This window comes from Kineococcus sp. G2 (genome assembly GCF_037154035.1).
Taxonomy (GTDB): Bacteria; Actinomycetota; Actinomycetes; order Actinomycetales; family Kineococcaceae; genus Kineococcus.
In genome coordinates this window covers 13,213-32,652 of the sequence record NZ_JBBBEM010000008.1, presented here as the reverse complement: position 1 = coordinate 32,652, position 19,440 = coordinate 13,213, and the positions used below count along the sequence as shown (strand labels likewise).

The following is a 19,440-nucleotide window of genomic DNA, read 5'->3' as shown; positions in this document are numbered from 1 at the left end:
GCCCCGGACGGCCGGCGTCACCCGGTGACGGGCCGGTCCGGCACCAGCTCCCCGGCGGCGTCGAGGTCGAGGGCGCCGCGCGGCCGCAGCAGCACCGCCCGGCCGCCCGCCGCCACCACCGCCCCCGCGAAGCGCCGGCCCGGCGCCGTCCAGCGGTCGCCCATCGTGCGGGCCAGGCCCACGGGGGCGAACGTGCCCCAGTGCACCGGCACCGCCAGGTGCGGGCGCACCCGCGCCACGACGGCGGCGGCCTGCTCGGGGTCCAGGTGGTGCTCACCGAGGGTGTGGCCCCAGCCGCCCACCGGCACCAGCGCCACGTCCGGCGGGCGGCCGGCCGCCTCCAGCACCGACTCGGCGAAGCCGGGGAACTCCCCGGTGTCGCCCACCGCCCACAGCAGCAGGTCGGGCCCGCCGTCGGCCTCGGCGCGCAGCGGGAACACCCCCGGCAGCCGGACGAGGTGACCCACCGGCTCCGCCGCGGCGGGGGCGCCCGTCAGCCGGCCCAGGGTGCGGCGGCCGTCGTGGTGGGCGGGCAGCGCCGTCACCGTCAGCGGGCCGGACGGCGCCCCGGGCAGCTGGACCGAACGCCCCACGGCGACCTCCCCCACGGCGCTGCCGGTACCGCGCAGCCGCTGCTGCACCCACGCGGCGGAGCCGGGCGGGGCCACCACCCAGCGCGGGCGGATCCGGCGCAGCGAGGGCAGGTCCAGGTGGTCGTGGTGCAGGTGGGACACGAGCACCAGGGCCGGGTCCGCGGAGTGCTCCGGGTCCGGCAGCGGGGGCCGGCGGCGCAGGTGCGCGAACGCGCCGCGCAGCACCGGGTCGGTGACGACCCGCACCCCGGCCGCGTCGAGCACGGCCGTGGAGTGCCCCAGCCAGCGCAACCGCGCCCCGCTCACCGCCCGGCCCCCTCGGCGCCGGCCCGCTCGGCCCCGGCCCGATCGATCCCGGGCCCCTCGGCGCGACCCTCGCGCCGGGACGGGGCGGGCGGCTCAGCCGCGGGCAGCACGCCCTCGGCGCGCATCCAGCGCACGAGCTGCCGGTGCACGGTGTCGGCCCCCACCAGCAGCCGCTCACCGGGCACGGAGGTGTCCAGCAGGTCCTCGTCGACGACCCAGTCGGCCGGGTGCACCAGCACGGCCTCGTTCTGCTCCCCGCCCAGGCCGCCGTGGTGGGCGACCTGCTCCTCGAAGGCGTGCACCTCGCCGGTGCGCTCGTCCACGGCGGAGTGCACCAGCAGGGCCGGGGCGGTGCTCATGCGCATCACCCGCAGCACCTCCCCCGCCGCCCGCGGCCCGAACGGCGCCAGCGGGTCGCCGCCGCGCACCCGCCCGGTGAGCAGGTCGTGCTCACCGGCCGGCCCCAGCACCACCGGCCCGGCCCGGCCGTGCCCGGCCACGAAGCCGACGCCGGGGGCGGCGAGCAGGCCGGGCACCAGCGCGGGCCAGCGCCCGGCCAGCTCGCCCAGCTCCAGCCGCCCGCCGGGGGCGTCCGGCACGCTCAGCAGCGCCGTGCAGCCGGCGGTGACGACGACCACGGCGTCCGGGCCGGCCGCCTCGTCCACGCGCGGCTCGCTGCGCCGGCTCGCGCGCGGGGCGTGCCCCGCCGGGGCCAGGTCGCGCACGAGGACGTCGACGCGGCCGCGGCCCTCCTCGCCCCTGGCGGAGGCCACCCGCGAGGGGACCCCGGGGTGCTCGCGCTGCACGAGGTCGGCGACGAGGTCCTGCACCGTGCGGCCGGCGACCTGCGCGAACGTCGGGCCCTGCGCCTGGCCGTGGTCGGAGACCACCACGACCCGGTAGTCGCGCGGGGAGGAGGCGGCCACGGCCGCAAGGGTGCCCAGCACCCGGTCCACGCCCGCCAGCGCGTCCAGCGACTCCGCGCGCGCCGCGCCGGCGTGGTGGGCGACCTCGTCGTAGTCGAGGAAGTCCACGAAGACCACCGGCCGGCCGGCGGCCAGCTGCTCGGCGACCAGGGCGACGTTCAGGTCGCGCAGCAGGGCGTTGGTCAGCGCCCGCAGCAGCACGTACCAGCCGCGGCGGCGGATGCGCGGCTCCACGCGGCGCACCCGCTGCTGCCAGCCCTGGTAGAGCTCCTTGACCACCTCGCCCGCGGTGAGCACCAGGCTGCGGGCCAGCCCGAAGGGGCGCAGCACGTAGCGCAGGTACGGGCGGCCGGAACCGCCGCCGCGGGAGGTGGAGACCACCAGGTGCGCGTGCGCGGCCTCGCCCGAGAAGACGTTGCCGATGCTGGCGCCGTCGTGGGCCAGCAGCCCCTCGCGGCCGGCGGCGCGGGCGGCGCGCACCAGCCGCTCCTCGATGACGGCGGCGTCGGCGGGCCGGTTGGCGACGAGCACCCGCTGCAGCTCCGGGTCCCACCAGCGGAAGGCCGGCACGTCGCCGGTCGTGCCGTGCAGCAGGCCCGCCTGGCTGGCGGGCGTGGTCGACGGCAGCGGGGCCCGCCAGCCGGTGGCGCGGTGGCTGCCGGTGCGCAGCCAGCGGGCGATCGTGGGCAGGGTCCCGGCGTGCACGCCGAACCGCAGCAGGGGCAGGGAGAGCCCGTCGACCTGCACGACGAGCAGCCCCGGTGCCGCGCCGGCCGCCGCGCGCGGGCGGCGGCGCAGCAGGTCGCGCACCACCCAGCTGCTGTCGTTGACGCCCACGAGCCAGCGGGCCACCACCGCCACCAGACCCGTGACCAGGTACACCTGCCCCAGCGCCCCCAGGGAGCGCAGCTCCAGACCGGGCAGCGCCGTCAGGGCGGTGTGCAGCACGAGCAGCTGCACCGCCACACCCAGCGCGACGGTCGCGGCGGGGCCGGCCACCTGCACCAGCGGGCCCAGGACGGGACGCACCAGGACGTCGCCGAGCAGCAGCAGCGCGGAGGCGGCCAGCAACCAGGCCGGCGAGGCGTACTCCACGCCCGCGACGACCTGCCCGCTGATCCACAGGGCCAGCGCGGTGGGCACCACGCTGAGCAGCGCGTCGTGCGCGTCGCGCGCGGTCAGCAGGGGCCGGCGCGGCCCGCGGGGACGGCGGGCCGGCCCGTCACCGGGCACCGCTCAGAAGCCCAGGCGCTGCAGCTGCTTGGGGTCGCGCTGCCAGTCCTTGGCGACCTTCACCCGCAGGTCCAGGTGGCAGCGCTCACCGAGCAGGGCCTCGATCGAGCGGCGCGCGCGGGTGCCGACGTCCTTCAGCCGCGACCCGCCGCGGCCGATGATGATGCCCTTCTGGCTCTCGCGCTCCACGTACAGCCACACGTGGACCTCGAGCAGCCCGTTCTCGCGGCGCGCCACCTCCTCGACGACCACGGCCAGGGAGTGCGGCATCTCCTCGCGCACGCCCTCCAGGGCCGCCTCGCGCACCAGCTCGGCGATCATGACCTGCTCGGGCTCGTCGGTCAGCTCCCCGTCGGGGTACAGCCGCGGCCCGGGCGGCAGGTGCGAGAGCAGCACGTCGGCGACGACGTCGACCTGCTCGCCGGTGGCGGCGGAGGCGGGCACGACGTCGGCGAACCCGCCGAGCAGCTCCTCGCCCAGCGCGCTGACCGCCAGCAGCTGCTCGGCCACCCGCTCGGGGCGCACCTTGTCGGTCTTGGTGACCAGGGCGACCTTCGTGGAGCGGGGGGCGGCGGCCAGGGCCTCGGCGATGAACCGGTCGCCGGGGCCGATGCGCTCGTCGGCGGGCACGCACAGCGCCACGACGTCGACCTCGGCGAGGGTCTCGTGCACGAGGTCGTTCAGCCGCTGCCCCAGCAGCGTGCGGGGGCGGTGCAGACCGGGGGTGTCCACCAGCACCAGCTGCGCGTCCGGGCGGTGCACGATGCCGCGCACGGTGTGCCGGGTGGTCTGCGGGCGGCTGGAGGTGATGGCGACCTTCTGCCCCACCAGCGCGTTCGTCAGGGTGGACTTGCCGGCGTTCGGCCGGCCCACCAGGCAGGCGAACCCCGAGCGGTGCTCCCCGCCGCCTCCGCTCGCGCGCTCCCCCGCGCGCTCCCCGCTGCCCTCACTCACGAGACCGACCTCCACCGCTCACCAGTTCCCCGTCCCGCGCGCGCTCGTCGGCGCCGGGCCCACCGCCGTCGTCCGGGCCGGCCCGGTGCACCAGCACGGTGCGCACCCGGTTGCGCCGCCCGCCGCGCGACTCCGCCTCCAGCCTGAGGCCGCGGACCTGCGCCGCGGAGCCGGGCACCACCACCTCGCCGAGGGTCTTGGCGAGCAGGCCGCCGACGGTGTCGACGTCCTCCTCCTCGATCTCCAGCCCGAACAGCTCGCCCAGCTCCTCCACGTGCAGCCGCGAGGAGACCCGGTAGCCGCCGTCGCCCAGCTCCTCCACGTCCGGGGCGCCGCGGTCGTACTCGTCGGAGATGTCGCCGACGATCTCCTCGATGGCGTCCTCGATGGTCACCAGGCCCGCGGTGCCGCCGTACTCGTCGACGACGATCGCCACGTGCGTGGTCTCGCGCTGCATCCGCTTGAGCAGGTCGTCCACGGGCAGGCTGTCGGGCACGAACGCGGCCGGGCGCGCGACCTCCTCCACTGCGACGTCCCGGGCGGCGTCGGGGTCCTCGTGGAACCGGCGGGCGACGTCCTTGAGGTACACCACGCCGAGCACGTCGTCGGCGTCCTCGCCCACCACGGGCGCGCGGGAGAAGCCCGAGCGCAGCAGCAGCGCCTCCGCCTCGTGCAGGCCGGTGCCGCGGCGCAGGGAGAGCACGTCGGTGCGCGGCACCATCACCTCGCGCACGCGGGTGTCGCCCAGCTCGAACACCGAGTGGATCATGCGGTGCTCACCGGCCTCGATGACGGACGTCTCCCCCGCCAGCTCCACGATCTCGCGCAGCTCCGCCTCGGAGGCGAACGGGCCGTGCGGGGTGCCGCGGCCGGGGGTGACGGCGTTGCCGACGAGCACCAGCGCGTGCGCCACCGGGCCCAGCAGCCGGCTCAGCGCCGCCAGCACCGGCGCCGACAGCAGCCCGACGCTCTCGGCGTGCAGCCGCCCCAGGGTGCGCGGGCCCACCCCGACGAGCACGAAGTCCAGCGCCGACATGCCTAGCCCGGCGATCAGCAGCACCAGCCACCAGGAGTCCGTCCAGCCGGCGACGACCACCGTGACGCACACCGCGGCCACGGTCTCGAGGACCACGCGCAGCAGCGTGCACACCGTCAGCACGGGCGCCGCGGACTCCAGCACCCCCAGCAGCGCGCCCGCACCGCGGCGCCCGTCCGCCTCCAGCTCGCGGGCGCGGCGCCGGGAGGTGCCGCCGATGGCGGCCTCCGCGGCGGCCACCAGGCCGGCGGCGACGACGAGGACGAGCGCCAGCAGCAGCAGCGGGGCGGCCGGGGACCCCACGACGCCCCTAGCCCTTCGGCCCGGAGCCCGGCAGCGCCCGGTGCCCCACCGTGGGCGTCGGGTCGCCGGGGCGGCCGATGCGGGCCAGGAAGCCGAGCACCAGGCGGCGCTGGAGCGTGAACATCTCCCGCTCCTCCTCCGGCTCGGCGTGGTCGTAGCCCAGCAGGTGCAGGATGCCGTGCGTCACCAGCAGCAGGACCTCGTCGGCGGTGGCGTGCCCGGAGGCGGCGGCCTGCGCCGCGGCCACCTCGGGGCACACCACGACGTCGCCGAGCAGGCCGGGCTCGGAGGTCTCCCCCTCCCGGCCGGGGCGCAGCTGGTCCATCGGGAAGGACATCACGTCGGTGGGACCGGGCTCGTCCATCCACTGCTCGTGCAGCCGGGACATGGCCTCGGCGTCCACCATGAGCACGGACAGGTCCGCCAGCGGGTGCACCCGCATCTCGTCCAGCACGTGGCGGGCCAGCGAGGCCACCTCCACGGTGTCCACGCCGCGCCCGGCGGCGAAGGTGCTCTCGTCGACGACGTCGATGCTCACGCGCGCCTCACCGCCGCCCGCGCTGCTGCGGCGCCCGGGTCGGCCGGGAGTCCTCCCAGCGGCCGTACGCGTCGACGATCTCCGAGACCAGCCGGTGGCGGACGACGTCGGTGCTGGTCAGCCGGGAGAAGTGCACGTCCTCGATGCCCTCGAGGATGTCCTGCACCACGCGCAGGCCGGACTCGGTGCCGCTGGGCAGGTCCACCTGCGTCACGTCGCCCGTGACGACGATCTTGGAGTTGAACCCCAGGCGGGTCAGGAACATCTTCATCTGCTCGGGAGAGGTGTTCTGCGCCTCGTCGAGGATGATGAACGCGTCGTTGAGGGTGCGGCCGCGCATGTACGCCAGCGGCGCCACCTCGATGGTGCCGGCCGCCATCAGCCGCGGGATCGAGTCCGGGTCGAGCATGTCGTGCAGCGCGTCGTACAGCGGCCGCAGGTACGGGTCGATCTTGTCCGTCAGCGTGCCCGGCAGGAAGCCCAGGCGCTCACCGGCCTCCACGGCCGGGCGGGTGAGCACGATGCGGTTGACCTGCTTGGCCTGCAGCGCCTGCACCGCCTTGGCCATCGCCAGGTAGGTCTTGCCGGTGCCGGCGGGACCGATGCCGAAGACGACGGTGTGGTCGTCGATGGCCTCGACGTAGTGCTTCTGGTTCACCGTCTTGGGGCGGATGGTGCGCCCGCGGCTGGACAGGATGTTCAGGGTCAGCACGTCCGCGGGGCGCTCGCTGCCGGTGCCGGCCGCCTGGGCGCGCAGCATCGCCACGGACCGCTCCACCGCGTCCGCCGACAGCGGCTGGCCGGCGGCGATCACGGCGAGCATCTGGTCGACCAGCCGCTCGACGAGGGCGACCTCGCCGGAGGTTCCGGTGACGGTGATCTCGTTGCCGCGCACGTGGACGTCGGTGCGGGTGAAGGCCCGCTCCAGCACGCGCAGCAGCTCGTCGCGCGGGCCCAGGAGGGAGACCATCGAGACCTCGGGCGGCACGACGACGACGTGGCGGGCGGTCGCCGCCGGCTCGACGCCGGGCCCGCCCTCGGCGGGGGTGGTGGGGTCGTTGCTGGCCATGGTCGGCCCGGTGGGCCGTTCGCCTCCGTGGTGAGGGGGTGCTCGTCGGGGCAATCGTAGCGAGCGGCCCCGACACCGCCCGTCGCGTCGGCCAGACTCCCCGGGTGAGCGGCGACGTGCGGCGGGCTGCGGCGGTGCGGGAGCGCACGGCGGTCCTCGGCCGCGGCGAGGTGGCGCCGGGCGCGCCCGTCGTCGCCGCCGACGACGCCGGCGCGGCCCGCGGCGACGGCGTCTTCGAGACGCTGCTGGTGCTCGGCGGCCCACCGGTGCGCGTGGTGCACCTGGACGCGCACCTGGAGCGCCTGGCGCGCTCCGCGCGGACCCTGGACCTGCCCGCCCCGGACCTCGCCGCCTGGCGGGAGCTGGCCGTGGGTCTCGGCGCGGACGTGCCCGCCGGGGCGGAGGCGGTGCTGCGCCTGAGCCTGACGCGCGGCGCGCCCGGGCAGGGGCCCAGCGGCCTGGCGACGCTGCGCGACGTGCCGGCGGCGCTGGTGCGCGCCCGCGAGCGCGGAGTGCGGGTGGTGGCCCTGACCCGCGGCACCCCGGCGCGCGTGCACGCGGGCGCGCCGTGGCTGCTGGGCGGGGCGAAGGTGCTCTCGTACGCGGTGCACACCGCGGCGCTGCGCGAGGCGGCCCGCCGCGGTGCGGACGACGCGCTGCTGACCTCCACGGAGGGCCTGGTGCTCGAGGGCGCCACGTCGAGCGCGGTGTGGGCGGCCGGCGGGCGCCTGCTGACCGCGCCGGTGGACGGCACGGGCGTGTTGCCCGGCACCGTGCAGCGGGCGGTGTTCGCGGGTGCGGCGGCCGCCGGCGTGCCCACCGGCACCGACCTGGTGCCGGTGGAGCGGCTGCGCTCGGCGGACGCGGTGTGGCTGACGTCCAGCGTGCGCGGCGTGGTGGAGGTCACCCACCTCGACGGCGAGCCGCTGGCGCGGCGCCCGGACCTGACGCGGCGGCTGCGGGAGTGGGCGCAGGGGTGAGCCCGGACCACCCCGCGCTGCGCTCCGGGGGCCGGGCGGGCGGGTCCTCCAGCAGCGCGCGCAGCGAGGCGCCGGCCTTCAGCAGCGTCTCGGCGAGCTCCTGCTCGGGGTCGGAGTCCAGCACGACCGCCCCGCCGGCGCCCGCCGTCCACCGCCCGCCGGCGCGCACCAGGGTGCGGATGACGACCGCCAGGTCGGCCGCGCCGGTCAGCGACAGGTAGCCCAGCGCCCCCGAGTACACGCCCCGCGCGCGCTCCTCCAGCGCGTCGACCACCTCGCAGGTGCGCAGCTTGGGCGCCCCGGTCATCGACCCCGGCGGGAAGCAGGAGCGCACCGCGTCCACCGCCCCGAGCGCGGGGCGCAACCGGCCGCGGACGGTGGAGACGAGCTGGTGGGCGGTGGCGTAGGTCTCCGTGGCCATCAGCTCCGGCACCGAGACGGACCCCACCTCGCACACCCGGCCCAGGTCGTTGCGCAGCAGGTCCACGATCATGAGGTTCTCGGCGCGGGTCTTGGGGTCGGCGGGCAGCGAGGCCCGCAGCCGCTCGTCCTCGAGCGGGTCGGCGCCGCGCCGCGCGGTGCCCTTGATCGGCTTCGCCTCCGCCCAGCCGTCGCGGTCCACGCGCAGGAACCGCTCCGGGGAGGCGCAGGCGACCTCCACCCCGGGCAGGCGCAGGAACGCCGCGTACGGGGCGGGGTTGACGCCGCGCAGGCGCCGGTGCGCGGTGAGCGCGTCCACGTCGGCGTCCGAGCGGGCCTGCGCGGTCAGGCACACCTCGTAGCTCTCACCGGCGCGCAGCACGTCGCGGCACGCCTGCACCGCGGCGAGGTACTGCTCCCGGTCGCGGTCCAGCAGCGGCAGCACCACCTCCTCCGGCAGCGGCGGCACCGGGGCGGGCTCGGGTCGCGGCCGGGCCGGCGGCAGCGTCGCCAGCTGCTCGGCGGTGAGCTCCAGCCACGTCCGCGCGTCCGCCTCCGCGGCGCCCACCGCCTCCCCGTCCCCTCCGCCCTCCCCGTCGCAGCGGACGAGCGCGACGAGGTGGGTGCGGTCCTGCTCGTGGTCCAGGACGGCGAAGCGGTCCGCGAACAGCCACGCGGCGTCCGGCGTGGTGGCGCGCCGGGTCGTCGGGGAAGCGCAGTCGGCACGCACCTCGTAGCCGAGGTACCCCACCCAGCCGCCGGCCAGGTCGAACGGCAGTTCCCGCGGGTCCTCACCGCCCACCAGGCGGCGCGCGGCCAGTTCCGCGGCCAGGTGGTCGAGCACCCGGCCCGTCAGGTGCCGCTCGCCGGTGCGGTCGCGCACGGTCAGCCGCGCGCCGTCGACGCGGTACGTCACCGTCTGCGCCTCCGGCCCCCCGGAACCGCCGAGGAAGGAGAACCGCCCGGTTCCGGGACCGGGGCAGGCGCTGTCCAGCCAGAACGCCGGTTCCGCCGGGCGGGCGAGCACCTCGAACGCCGCCGCGGCGTCGACGGCGCGCTCCAGGACGCGGGTGCGCAACCGGTACGAGCGGGCCGTCGGTTCCGCGGTCCCCACCGCGGCTCCCGGGGGTTCCGGAAGTCCCGGGGGTTCCGGGGTCCGCGCGCGCACGACCGGCCGCGCCTCGCGCAGGAAGTTCCCCACCAGGTCCCGGCCGCGCTCGCTGCCGACGGACTCGGGGTGGAACTGCACCCCGGTGAACGGCCGCCCGGTGTGCCGCAACCCCATCACGACGCCGTCCTCGGCCCACGCGGTGGCCACCAGCGGCGCCGGCAGCGGTTCCGCCACGCACAGGGAGTGGTAGCGGACCGCGGCGAAACCCTGCGGGAGCCCGGCGAACACCCCGCTGCCGTCGTGCCGCACCCGGGTGACGTGCCCGTGCCGGGGTTCCGGCGCGGGCACCACCGGGGCCCCGGCCGCCAGGGCGATGCCCTGGTGGCCCAGGCAGATCCCCAGCAGGGGCACCCGCGCACGTTCCAGCACCGCGGCGCTCAGGCCGAAGTCGCGCTCCACACCCGGGTGGCCGGGCCCGGGCGAGACGACCACCGCGTCGAACCCGGCGAGGTCCAGCGCGTCGGGGGCCACCGCGTCGTTGAGCACCACGACCGGTTCGGAACCGGTGACCTGCGCGATCAGCTGGAACACGTTGTACGTGTACGAGTCGTGGTTGTCGACGAGCAGGACGCGCACGGCGGGGTTTCTTCAGAGGTGGTTCAGCCGAGGACGCCGTCGGGGACGACGGTGCGGTCCACGGGCTCCAGCTGCACCGGCTGCACGCTGTCGGAGGGGAAGTCGGCGAGGTCGCCGTGCTCGGCACGGTCCCACTCGTCGAACGTCAGCCCGCTCTGCAGGTACACCACCAGGAGCCGCGCCAGGGCGACGAGGCCGTCCAGGTGGGTGCGCTCGTGGCCGTGGCTGGACTCCAGGCCGAAACCGAGCAGCGCGGCGCGCGCCTCGATGCCGGCCTCCAGGGCCGGGGCGGCGTCGGAGCGGTAGTGCCGGTACACGTCGCGCACGGCGGGCACGCCGTGGGCGCGTGCCAGCGCGTGCAGGCGGCGGGACAGGTGGTAGTCGAAGGGGCCGGTCATGTCGAGCATCCCGACGCTGACGAGCTCCTCGCGCGACGCTTGCCCCTCGGCGACGACGGCGTTGTCCACGGCCACCAGTTCCGCCAGGTCCGGGGACAGCCCGTGGGTGGCGCCGAAACCGACCTCCTCACCGATGGTGACGAGGAACTGGGCGGTGACCGCCAGCGGCAGCTCCGCGTCGTGCAGCGCCTTCAGGGCCGCCAGGCACGCCGCCAGGCCCGCCTTGTCGTCGAGGTGGCGGGACTTCACGTACCCGTGGCGGGTGATCTGCGGGGCGGCGTCCAGGGCCATGAAGTCCCCGACCTGCACGCCCAGGGCGTGCACGTCGGCGGCGCTGACGACCGGTTCGTCGATGCGCACCTCGACGACCTGCCAGCCCACGCCCTGGGTGTCGATCTCGTCGCCGAAGGTGTGCCCGGAGCTCTTCAGCGGCAGGACGGTGCCCGTGTACACCTCGTCGAAGTCGTCGGTGAAGATCGTCACGTGGGCGCCCTCGGAGAAGCGGGCGCTGTGGCTGCCGACGGGCACGACCTCCAGGCGGCCGTTGTCCTTCACCCGCTTGACCATCAGCCCGATCGTGTCGGCGTGCACCACGACGGCGCGGCGCGCCACGTCGGTGCGCCCGCGCAGGGTGGCGCGCAGCATGCCGCGGCGGGTGAGGTCGAACGGCAGCCCGAGCCGGTCGATGTGCTGGCCGACGAGCTGCATGACCGCGTCGGTGCGGCCGGACGGGCTGGGGGTGCGCAGCAGCTCCATCAGCGTGGAGGTCAGGTACTCCACGTCGATCGGCGCGTCCACGGTCCCGGCGGCCGCGGTGGTGCTCGGGGGGGCGGAGGCGTACTGGTGGGGGCGCTCGGGAGTGCTCACCGCGCCGATACTGCCTCCTCCCGGGGCGCAGCCGCCCACCGGGGCGTGTGGGGCCCGCCCCGGTCGCGGTGCGTCCGGGCAGCAGCGGCGGGTGGCGGGCTCGGGGGGCGCGGTTACGGTGGGGCGGGTGCAGCGCGACGACGCCCCGGGTCCCGACCTCGACGTCGTCGTCCTCGGCGCCACCGGCTTCGCCGGCCGGCTCGTCGCCGGGCACCTCGCCCGGCACGCCCCGCCGGGGGCGCGCATCGGCCTCGCCGGCCGCTCGGCGCAGCGCCTGGAACGGGTCCGCGCCGGCCTGGGAGCGGCTGCCGCCCACTGGCCCGTCCTGACGGCCGACGCCACCGACGACGCGTCGCTGCGCGAGCTCGCCCGCACCGCGCGCGTCGTCGTCAGCACCGTGGGGCCGTACCTGCGCCACGGGCTGCCGCTGGTCGCCGCGTGCGCCGCGGCGGGGACCCACTACGCCGACCTCACGGGCGAGACGCTGTTCGCGCACCGCAGCGCCGCCGGGTTCCACACCGCCGCCCGCGGCAGCGGCGCGCGGATCGTGCACTCCTGCGGCTTCGACTCCGTGCCCTCCGACCTGGCCGTGCTGCTGACGCACGAGCGTGCCCGGGCCGACGGCGCCGGCCCCCTCACCGACGCCGTGCTGGAGCTGCGCTCGGCGCGCGGCGGGGTCAGCGGCGGCACCGTCGACTCCCTGCGCCTGCAGCTGGACACGGCCCGCGCCGACCCGGCGGCGCGGCGGCTGCTCGCCGACCCGTACGCGCTCAGCCCCGACCGCGCCGCCGAACCCGACCTGGGCGGGCAGCCCGACGTCTTCCGCCCCCACCGCAGGTCCGAGGACGGGCGGTGGGTGGCGCCGTTCGTCATGGCGCCCTTCAACACGCGCGTGGTGCGGCGCAGCAACGCGCTGCTGGGGCACGCGTACGGCCCGCGGCTGCGCTACCGGGAGGTCGTGGCGTTCAGCGGCCCAGCGGCTCCCGTGGGCGCGTTCGCGCTGACCGGGGCCCTGGCCGCGCTCGCCGGGGCGCTGGCCCTGCGCCCGGCCCGCCCGCTCGTGGACCGCCTGCTGCCGGCCCCCGGCAGCGGCCCGGGCGAGCGCACGCGCCGGACCGGCCGCTTCCACCTCGAGCTGGACGCCCGCACCGCCGGTGGCCACCGCTACCGCACGGTCGTGGCCGCGCAGGGCGACCCCGGCTACGCCGCCACCGCCGTCATGCTCGGCGAGAGCGCGCTGGCCCTGGCGTTCGACGGCGAGCGCCTGCCGGACGCCGCCGGGGTGCTCACCCCGGCCACCGGCATCGGGACGGTCCTCGCGGACCGGTTGCGGGGGCGCGGTCTCACCCTCCGGGTCGAGCCGCACCCTGACGACCGCACCCACTGACCCCCTCCCCTCCGTGATCGTGCGAGGTAGACACCCCAACCGCGCAAGATCAAGGTGATCAAGGAAGTGGCAACTTCCTTGATCACGGTGGGGGGTGTGAGGTGCCTGAGGTGCTCGGGAGGACGCAGGGGGAGGTGCGGGAGGCGACCGCGCGGGCGGCGGGTCACCCCTGCGCGCGGCGCGTCTCCGGGAAGAGCAGGTCCAGGAACCGCTGCGCGGTCGGCTGGGGCTGGTGGTTCGCCAGGCCGGGCCGCTCGTTCGCCTCGATGACGACGTGCTCGGGCCCGGTCACGTCCGGCACCAGCAGGTCCAGGCCGGTGACGGGGATGCCGATGGCGCGGCTGGCGGCCACGGCGGCGTCCACGAGGTCCGGGTGCAGGTCGTCGGTGACGTCGTCGAGGGTCCCGCCGGTGTGCAGGTTCGCGGTGCGGCGCACCTCCAGGCGCTGCCCGCGCGGCAGCACGTCGTCCATCGCGAGACCCGCGTCGCGCACGACGGCCTCCGTGGTGGCGTCCAGCGGGATGCTGGACTCGCCGCCGGTGGCGGCCTCGCGGCGCCGGCTCTGCTTGCGCACGAGCTCGCGCACGCTGTCGCCGCCGGTGCCGATGACGGTCGCGGGGCGGCGCACGGCGGCGGCGACGACCTGGTGGTCGATGACGACGATCCGCAGGTCGTGCCCGGTGACGAACTCCTCCACGAGGACGTCGGGGCAGTTCGCCGACGCCTCGGCGACGGCGCGCCGCAGCGCCTCGCCGTCGCGCACCCCGACGGTGATGCCCTTGCCCTGCTCGCCCCGGGCGGGCTTGACCACCACGGGGCCGGTCTCGTCGATGAGCCGTTCGGCGGCGGCCAGGCCGTCCGCGTCGTCCAGCGCCGGGGAGGCGAGCTCCACCCCGCGCGGCACCCGCACGCCGGTGGCGGCGAGCAGCCGCCGCGTGACGCGCTTGTCGTCGCAGCGGCTCATCGCCACCGCGCTGGTCAGCTCCGACAGCGACTCGCGCGTGAGCAGCGAGCGCCCCCCGTACGTCAGGCGCATCTCCCCGCTGGGCGCGTCGGTGACCTCGACCCGGACGCCCCGGCGCAGCGCCTCGTCGGCGACGATGCGGGCGTACGGGTTCAGCTCCCCCAGGTGCTCCGGCTGCGGGGAGAACAGCGGCCGGTTGATGGGGTTCTTGCGCTTGACGACGACGGGGGCGGCGGGCCGGAAACCCAGCCGCCGGTACAGCGCGATGGCGCCCTCGTTGTCGTGCAGGACGGACAGGTCGAGGATGGCGCGCCCGCGGGCGGCGTACCGCTCGGCGAGCACCCGCACCAGCGCCTCCCCGGTGCCGCGCGGGGCGCTCTGCGGGTCCGCCGCCAGGCACCACAGGCTGGCGCCCTCGTCGGGGTCGCCGAACGCCAGGACGTGGTCGACGCCGGTGACGGTGCCGACGATCGCGCGGGTGCGGGTGTCCTCGGCGACGAGGTACGTGAACGTGCGGGTGCGGTGGTTGGCCCACATGACGTCCGGGTCGGAGGTGACCATCCCGTTGGCCGCGTAGAGGCGGTTGACGTCGTCCAGCTCGGAGCGCTCGCGCACCATGCGCACGAACACGTCCGGGTTGCGGTCGCGCGGGGGGCGGTAGCGCGACAGCGACAGGCGGAACGTGATGGAGGGGTCCATGAACAGCTCGTGCGGCGCCAGGCCGACGAGGACCTGCGGCTCGGGCACGTACATGGCGATGTCGCGCTCACCGGTCTCCTCGGCGCGCAGGGCGTCGACGACGTCGCGCTGGTCGGCGAACGTGTGCCCGAACACGAGCCGCCCCCAGCCCATGTCGAGCACGACGTCGGCGGCCATGTCCCGGGTGAGGTGGCTCGGCGGGCGCTGCCAGTTCCGGCTGGAGATGGTGGGCGTCTCGGGGCCGCGGTGCCGCAGGCCCGCGACCTTCGCGCGGCGGCGGGTTCCGACGGTGCTCATCGTCCTGTCCTCGCGGTTCAGTCGATCCCGTGCTGCTGCAGCCACAGCTCCAGCAGCCCCAGCTGCCACAGCTTGTTGCCGCGCAGCGGGGTGAGCTCGGCGTTGGGGTCGCGCACGAGCTCCGAGACGTGCTCGGGGCGGAACAGCCCGCGCCGGCGGGCGGCCTCGCTGGTGAGGGCGTCCTTGACGAGGCCGAGCACCTTGCCCTCCAGGTGCGTGATGGCCGGGACGGGGAAGTAGCCCTTGGGCCGGTCGATGACCTCGCGGGGGATGACGCGGTAGCCGACGCGCTTGAGCACCCCCTTGCCGCCCTCGTTCAGGTGCAGGTGCGGCGGGATGGCGGCGGCCAGCTCGACGAGCTCGTGGTCGAGGAACGGCACGCGGGCCTCCAGGCCCCACGCCATCGTGGTGTTGTCCACGCGCTTGACGGGGTCGTCGACGAGCATGACCTCGGTGTCCAGGCGCAGCGCGGCGTCCAGGGCGGTCTCGGCGCCGGGGCGGGTGAAGTGCTCGCGCACGAACTCCAGCGACGGGTCGCGCTCGAGCATCCACTGCGGCTGCAGGACCCGCGCCATCTGCGCGTGGTCGCGGTCGAAGAAGGCCCGCGCGTAGGCGGCGACGCCCTGCTCGGGGCTGAGCCCGGCCAGCGGCGGGTACCAGTGGTAGCCGCCGAACACCTCGTCGGCGCCCTGCCCGGACTGCACGACCTTGATGGACTGCGAGACCTGCTGGGAGAGCAGGTCGAAGGCGACGACGTCGTGGCTGACCATCGGCTCGTGCATGGCGCCCACGGCGTGCCCGAGGGCGCCGACGAGCTCGTCGCCGGTGACGCGGATGCGGTGGTGGTTCGTCCCGTACCGCTCGGCGATGACGTCGGAGTAGGCGAACTCGTCGCCCTCGTGCCCACCGGCGGCCTCGAAGCCGATGGAGTAGGTGGCCAGGTCGCTCTGCCCGGCCTCGGCGAGCAGGCCGGTGATGAGGCTGGAGTCCAGCCCGCCGGACAGCAGCACGCCCACGGGCACGTCGGCGACGGTGCGCCGGCGCACGGCGGCGCGCAACGACTCCAGGACCGCGTCCTCCCAGTCGCGCTCGGAGTAGCCGGCGAACTCCTCGCGGCGCACGTGCTGCGGCGACCAGTACCGCTCCTCGCGGCTGCGCCCGTCGGCCTCGACCACGCGGACCGTGGCGGGGGGCAGCTTGCGCACGCCCTTGAGGATCGTCAGCGGCGGCGGCACGACGGCGTGCCAGGTGAGGTAGTGGTGCAGGGCGACGGGGTCGATGGTGGTGTCCACGTCCCCCGCGGCCAGCAGCGCGGGCAGCGAGGAGGCGAAGCGCAGCCGCCCGGGGGTCTCGGCCAGGTACAGCGGCTTGATGCCGAGGCGGTCGCGCATGAGCACGACCCGGCCGGAGTCGCGCTCGTGGAGGACGACGGCGAACATGCCCTTGAGGCGGTGCACGACGTCGGTGCCCCAGCGGTGGTACCCCTTGACGATCACCTCCGTGTCGGAGGTGGAGCTGAACCGGTAGCCGTGCCCGGTGAGCTCCTCGCGCAGCTCCCTGTAGTTGTAGATGCAGCCGTTGAAGACGGCGTGCAGGCCCAGCTCGGGGTCGACCATCGGCTGCGAGCCGCACACCGACAGGTCGATGACGGACAGCCGCCGGTGCCCGAAGGCGACCCGGCCCTGCGCCCAGTACCCCTCGCCGTCCGGCCCGCGAGCCGCGAGCGGCTGCGACATCCGTTGCACCGCGGAGACGTCCGCAGGACGCCCGTCGAAGGTGATCTCACCGCACAAGCCGCACATGGCGCTCCATCCAACCCGTTGACCGTCCCCGGGGCCAGGCGGGGTCCCCGCCCGCCCCGCTGCCGGGCCCCGCGATCACCCCGGCGGCCAGGTGAAGCCCCGGCCGCCGAGGACGTGGCCGTGGACGTGGAAGACCGACTGGCCCACGTCCTCACCGGTGTTGAACACCAGCCGGAAGTGCCCGCCGCAGCGCTCGTCGGCGATGCGCTGGGCCACCTCGACGAGCCGCGCCAGCGTGGCCGGTGCGGCGGCGGCGAGCGCGGCGACGGTCTCGTGGCGCTCCCGCGGCACCACGAGCACGTGCACGGGGGCCTGCGGGTCGACGTCCTCGAAGGCGACCACGAGGTCGTCGGCGTGCACGATCGTCGCGGGCACCTCGCCGGCGATGATCTTCAGGAAGAGGTCGTCGGGAGCGCGTCCCGTGCCGCTGCCGCTCATGCTCCGCACCGTACCCGCGCGCCGCACCGCCCGCCCCTCTCCGCCGTCCGGGTGATCTCCTCCGGTTGGATGTCAACCGTGACCGTGCGTTGCTCGTCGTACCCGTGTGGAGATGCTCACGACCCGGCGCGCCGTGGCTGACCGGCAGGTCGGCCGCGGCGCCGGTCCCGCGCGCCCGGCGCGCGGCGCGGGCGGCGGCGGGGCCGTGGACCCCGACGACCCCCGCGGCTGGGACGCCGACACGGCCGTCACCGTGCTGTACGGCACGCACTGGCGCCGGCTGGTCGCCCTGGCCGCGCAGTTCACCGGCGAGACGTCGACCGCCGAGGAGGTGGTGCAGGAGGCGTTCGTGGCGCTGCACCGCCGGTGGCGGCGGCTCGACGACCGCGCCTCGGCGCCCGCGTACCTGCGGCAGGCCGTGGTCAACGGCGCCCGCGACGTGCTGCGCCACCGCGCCGTCGCCGACCGCGGGCGCCCGCTGCCGGACCCGGCCCCGGAGGGGCCGGAGGAGCGGGCGGTGCGCTCCGCGGAGCACCGCTCGGTGCTGGCCGCGCTGGACGGGCTGCCCGCCCGGCAGCGGGAGGTGCTGGTCCTGCGCTACTCCGCCGACCTGTCCGAGCAGGACATCGCCGAGACCCTGGGCATCAGCCGCGGGGCCGTCAAGACGCACGCGCACCGCGGGCTGGCGGCGCTGCGCGCCGGCCTGAGCCGCCAGGAGGGAACCCCGTGAGCGACCGATCCGAACCCGACCCCGACGGGCCCGTGCCCACCGGGCCGCTTCCCGACCCCGACACCGACCCCACCGCCCGCGCGCTGCGCGACGCCCTCGCCGCCCGCGCCGCCGCGGTACGGCCCACCGACCGCCTCCAGGAGATCCGCATGAGCACCGACGCCGGCCGCCGTTCCACCCGCGCCTGGGCCGCCGTGGCGACCGCCGCCGCGGTCGTCGTCGTGGGTGGCAGCGCCTTCGCGCTGACCCGCGGCGACGGTGCGGTGCGCACCGTCGCCTCCGCCTCCACCGGGACGACGCAGGAGGGCACCGCCCCGCCCTCCCCGGAGCGGGCCGCCACGACCTCGGCACCGGCCGAGGGCACCGCCGCGGCGACGACCCCGCCGGAGGCGGTGAGCAGCAGCGCGGCCGGCACGCCCGCCGCGGGCACCGGGCAGGCGCTGCCGGCCGGCTCGGCCACCGTGCCGGTGTACTGGCTGGGCGGTCAGCAGCAGCTGCTCTTCCGCGAGTACGTGCCCGCCGGGGACGCGGCGGACGACGCGACGAACGCGCTGCGCGCCGTGCTGGGCGGGCAGCCCTCCGACCCCGACTACGCCAGCCCGTGGGGCCCGGACGCCTCCGCGACGGTCACCGCCGCGGAGGACCGGCTCGTCGTGGACATCGCCGCCTCGGCCGCCTCCGGGGACCTCGAGACCGGCGACGTGACGGCCGCCGTGCAGCAGCTCGTCTACACCGTCACCGCGGCGGCCGGCGAGGACCTGCCCGTGGAGATCCGCGTGGACGGGCGGGCCGAGCCGCTCGTGTTCGGCTACGCGGTGCCGGAGACGGTCTCGCGGGCGCCGCAGTCGCAGGTGCAGGCCCCGGCGTGGATCACGGCCGTGGACACCGGCACCCCCGGCCAGGTGGTCGTCGAGGGCGTCGGCAGCGCCTTCGAGGGCACCCTGCTGTACACGGTCACCGACGCCTCGGGCGCCGAGGTGACCCGCGGGCCGGCGCAGGCCGGCGCCAACGGGGAGTTCGCGGAGTTCTCCGTGACGATCCCGCTGCCGGCGGGCGAGTACACCGTGCTGGTGGAGCGCCCCGACGAGTCCGGCGGCGAGGCCGGTGCGCAGCCGGCGGGCGACACCAAGAGCTTCACCGTGCGCTGAGGCTCTCCCCCGACCGGTGCGGTGAGGGCCCTCGGGGGGTCCTCACCGCACCGCCGCGCCCACCCGGTGCGCTCACCCGGAGCTCGTCGGGCGCCCGGCGCCCCCGGGCACCCGGTAGCGGGTCAGGCCGAGCGTCAGCGCCCACACCAGGACGCCGACGAGCCAGGCTGCGAGGACGGCGGCGAACCACCACGGCAGCCGGCCCGTGCCCGTCAGCGCCACCTGCACGATCGCGCCCTCGGCGGCGGTCAGCAGCAGTATCGTCGCCGCCCCGACGGTCCACAGGTCGTCCAGGGCGCGCCGGCGCAGCTCGGCCTCGTGCTCCGGCGCTCTCCAGCACCGGGTGTTCGGCACGTTGACCATGTCCACCGGCAGGCGGCGCACCCCGGCGGCCAGAGCCGTGAAGAGCGCCGCGAGGGCGCCGCCGACCAGCGCGGAGACCGCGACCGCCCCGGCGCGGCTGCTCCAGTCGTCGGCCTCGCCGCCGCCGCCGAAGTGGGTGGGCACCCGCTGGGGCAGCACCAGCGCCGCCACGACGACGGCCGCGGCGTGGAGCACCACCGACCCGGTGAACAGCTTCGCGCGCACGCCCCCACCCTGCCGCA

16 protein-coding genes are annotated in these 19,440 nt (G+C 76.6%); 4 read left to right on the top strand and 12 right to left on the bottom strand.

The window, feature by feature from the left end; genetic code table 11:
• Nucleotides 1-17: 17 nt before the first annotated feature.
• From V9U69_RS01400 to V9U69_RS01375, 6 genes are read right to left on the bottom strand one after another with little or no spacing between them, the layout of a single operon-like run.
• Complete coding sequence (locus V9U69_RS01400; RefSeq protein ID WP_337059498.1) at nucleotides 18-899, bottom strand: MBL fold metallo-hydrolase; 882 nt, start codon at nucleotides 897-899, stop codon at nucleotides 18-20.
• Entirely contained in the window at nucleotides 896-3,058 is a 2,163-nt protein-coding gene (locus V9U69_RS01395) for an alkaline phosphatase family protein (protein WP_337059497.1), read from the bottom strand. The genes V9U69_RS01400 and V9U69_RS01395 overlap by 4 nt, the downstream gene beginning before the upstream one ends.
• Nucleotides 3,059-3,061: 3 nt before the next feature.
• Nucleotides 3,062-4,012 (bottom strand): GTPase Era, encoded by a 951-nt coding sequence (era, locus tag V9U69_RS01390; RefSeq protein ID WP_337059496.1) that lies wholly within the window; start codon nucleotides 4,010-4,012, stop codon nucleotides 3,062-3,064.
• The gene (locus V9U69_RS01385; RefSeq protein WP_337059495.1) at nucleotides 4,005-5,351 is read right to left on the bottom strand and encodes a hemolysin family protein; all 1,347 of its coding nucleotides are present in this window, start codon (nucleotides 5,349-5,351) and stop codon (nucleotides 4,005-4,007) included. The genes era and V9U69_RS01385 overlap by 8 nt, the downstream gene beginning before the upstream one ends.
• Nucleotides 5,352-5,358: 7 nt before the next feature.
• Nucleotides 5,359-5,889, bottom strand: coding sequence for an rRNA maturation RNase YbeY (gene ybeY / locus V9U69_RS01380; protein WP_337059494.1), 531 nt, complete (start codon nucleotides 5,887-5,889; stop codon nucleotides 5,359-5,361).
• 7 nt (nucleotides 5,890-5,896) lie between these two features.
• Nucleotides 5,897-6,958, bottom strand: a complete 1,062-nt coding sequence (locus V9U69_RS01375) for a PhoH family protein (protein ID WP_337059493.1) — start codon at nucleotides 6,956-6,958, stop codon at nucleotides 5,897-5,899.
• Nucleotides 6,959-7,062: 104 nt separating this feature from the next.
• On the opposite strand from V9U69_RS01375, the gene V9U69_RS01370 reads away from it, so the two are divergent.
• A complete protein-coding gene (locus tag V9U69_RS01370; protein WP_337059492.1) occupies nucleotides 7,063-7,938 on the top strand; it encodes an aminotransferase class IV in 876 nt (291 codons plus the stop codon).
• Here the strand turns inward: V9U69_RS01370 and pabB are convergent.
• Both pabB and V9U69_RS01360 read right to left on the bottom strand, forming a co-directional pair.
• On the bottom strand, nucleotides 7,862-10,105 hold the full coding sequence (pabB, locus tag V9U69_RS01365) for an aminodeoxychorismate synthase component I (RefSeq protein WP_337059491.1): 2,244 nt from the start codon (nucleotides 10,103-10,105) through the stop codon (nucleotides 7,862-7,864). The two genes, V9U69_RS01370 and pabB, sit on opposite strands and share 77 nt — an antisense overlap.
• Nucleotides 10,106-10,128: 23 nt before the next feature.
• Nucleotides 10,129-11,301 carry an osmoprotectant NAGGN system M42 family peptidase gene (locus V9U69_RS01360; protein ID WP_442907535.1) on the bottom strand — a complete coding sequence of 391 codons (1,173 nt, stop codon included), beginning with the start codon at nucleotides 11,299-11,301 and terminating at the stop codon, nucleotides 10,129-10,131.
• A gap of 196 nt (nucleotides 11,302-11,497) precedes the next feature.
• Between V9U69_RS01360 and V9U69_RS01355 the strand changes: the two genes are divergently transcribed.
• Nucleotides 11,498-12,757: a saccharopine dehydrogenase family protein gene (locus V9U69_RS01355; protein WP_337059489.1), complete on the top strand. Its 1,260-nt coding sequence runs from the start codon at nucleotides 11,498-11,500 to the stop codon at nucleotides 12,755-12,757.
• 163 nt (nucleotides 12,758-12,920) lie between these two features.
• On the opposite strand, the gene ngg is transcribed toward V9U69_RS01355, so the two are convergent.
• From ngg to V9U69_RS01340, 3 genes are all read right to left on the bottom strand, one after another.
• Complete coding sequence (gene ngg, locus V9U69_RS01350; RefSeq protein WP_337059488.1) at nucleotides 12,921-14,717, bottom strand: N-acetylglutaminylglutamine synthetase; 1,797 nt, start codon at nucleotides 14,715-14,717, stop codon at nucleotides 12,921-12,923.
• A gap of 17 nt (nucleotides 14,718-14,734) precedes the next feature.
• A complete protein-coding gene (locus V9U69_RS01345; RefSeq protein WP_337059487.1) occupies nucleotides 14,735-16,519 on the bottom strand; it encodes an N-acetylglutaminylglutamine amidotransferase in 1,785 nt (594 codons plus the stop codon).
• 75 nt (nucleotides 16,520-16,594) lie between these two features.
• A complete protein-coding gene (locus V9U69_RS01340; RefSeq protein WP_337059486.1) occupies nucleotides 16,595-16,957 on the bottom strand; it encodes an HIT domain-containing protein in 363 nt (120 codons plus the stop codon).
• Between the two features lie 112 nt (nucleotides 16,958-17,069).
• On the opposite strand from V9U69_RS01340, the gene V9U69_RS01335 reads away from it, so the two are divergent.
• A complete protein-coding gene (locus V9U69_RS01335; RefSeq protein WP_337059485.1) occupies nucleotides 17,070-17,687 on the top strand; it encodes an RNA polymerase sigma factor in 618 nt (205 codons plus the stop codon).
• Nucleotides 17,684-18,835 carry a Gmad2 immunoglobulin-like domain-containing protein gene (locus V9U69_RS01330; RefSeq protein ID WP_337059484.1) on the top strand — a complete coding sequence of 384 codons (1,152 nt, stop codon included), beginning with the start codon at nucleotides 17,684-17,686 and terminating at the stop codon, nucleotides 18,833-18,835. Before V9U69_RS01335 ends, V9U69_RS01330 begins: the two co-directional genes overlap by 4 nt.
• A gap of 72 nt (nucleotides 18,836-18,907) precedes the next feature.
• Here the strand turns inward: V9U69_RS01330 and V9U69_RS01325 are convergent, their stop codons facing one another.
• Nucleotides 18,908-19,423 (bottom strand): DUF1648 domain-containing protein, encoded by a 516-nt coding sequence (locus V9U69_RS01325; protein WP_337059483.1) that lies wholly within the window; start codon nucleotides 19,421-19,423, stop codon nucleotides 18,908-18,910.
• Nucleotides 19,424-19,440 lie beyond the last annotated feature (17 nt).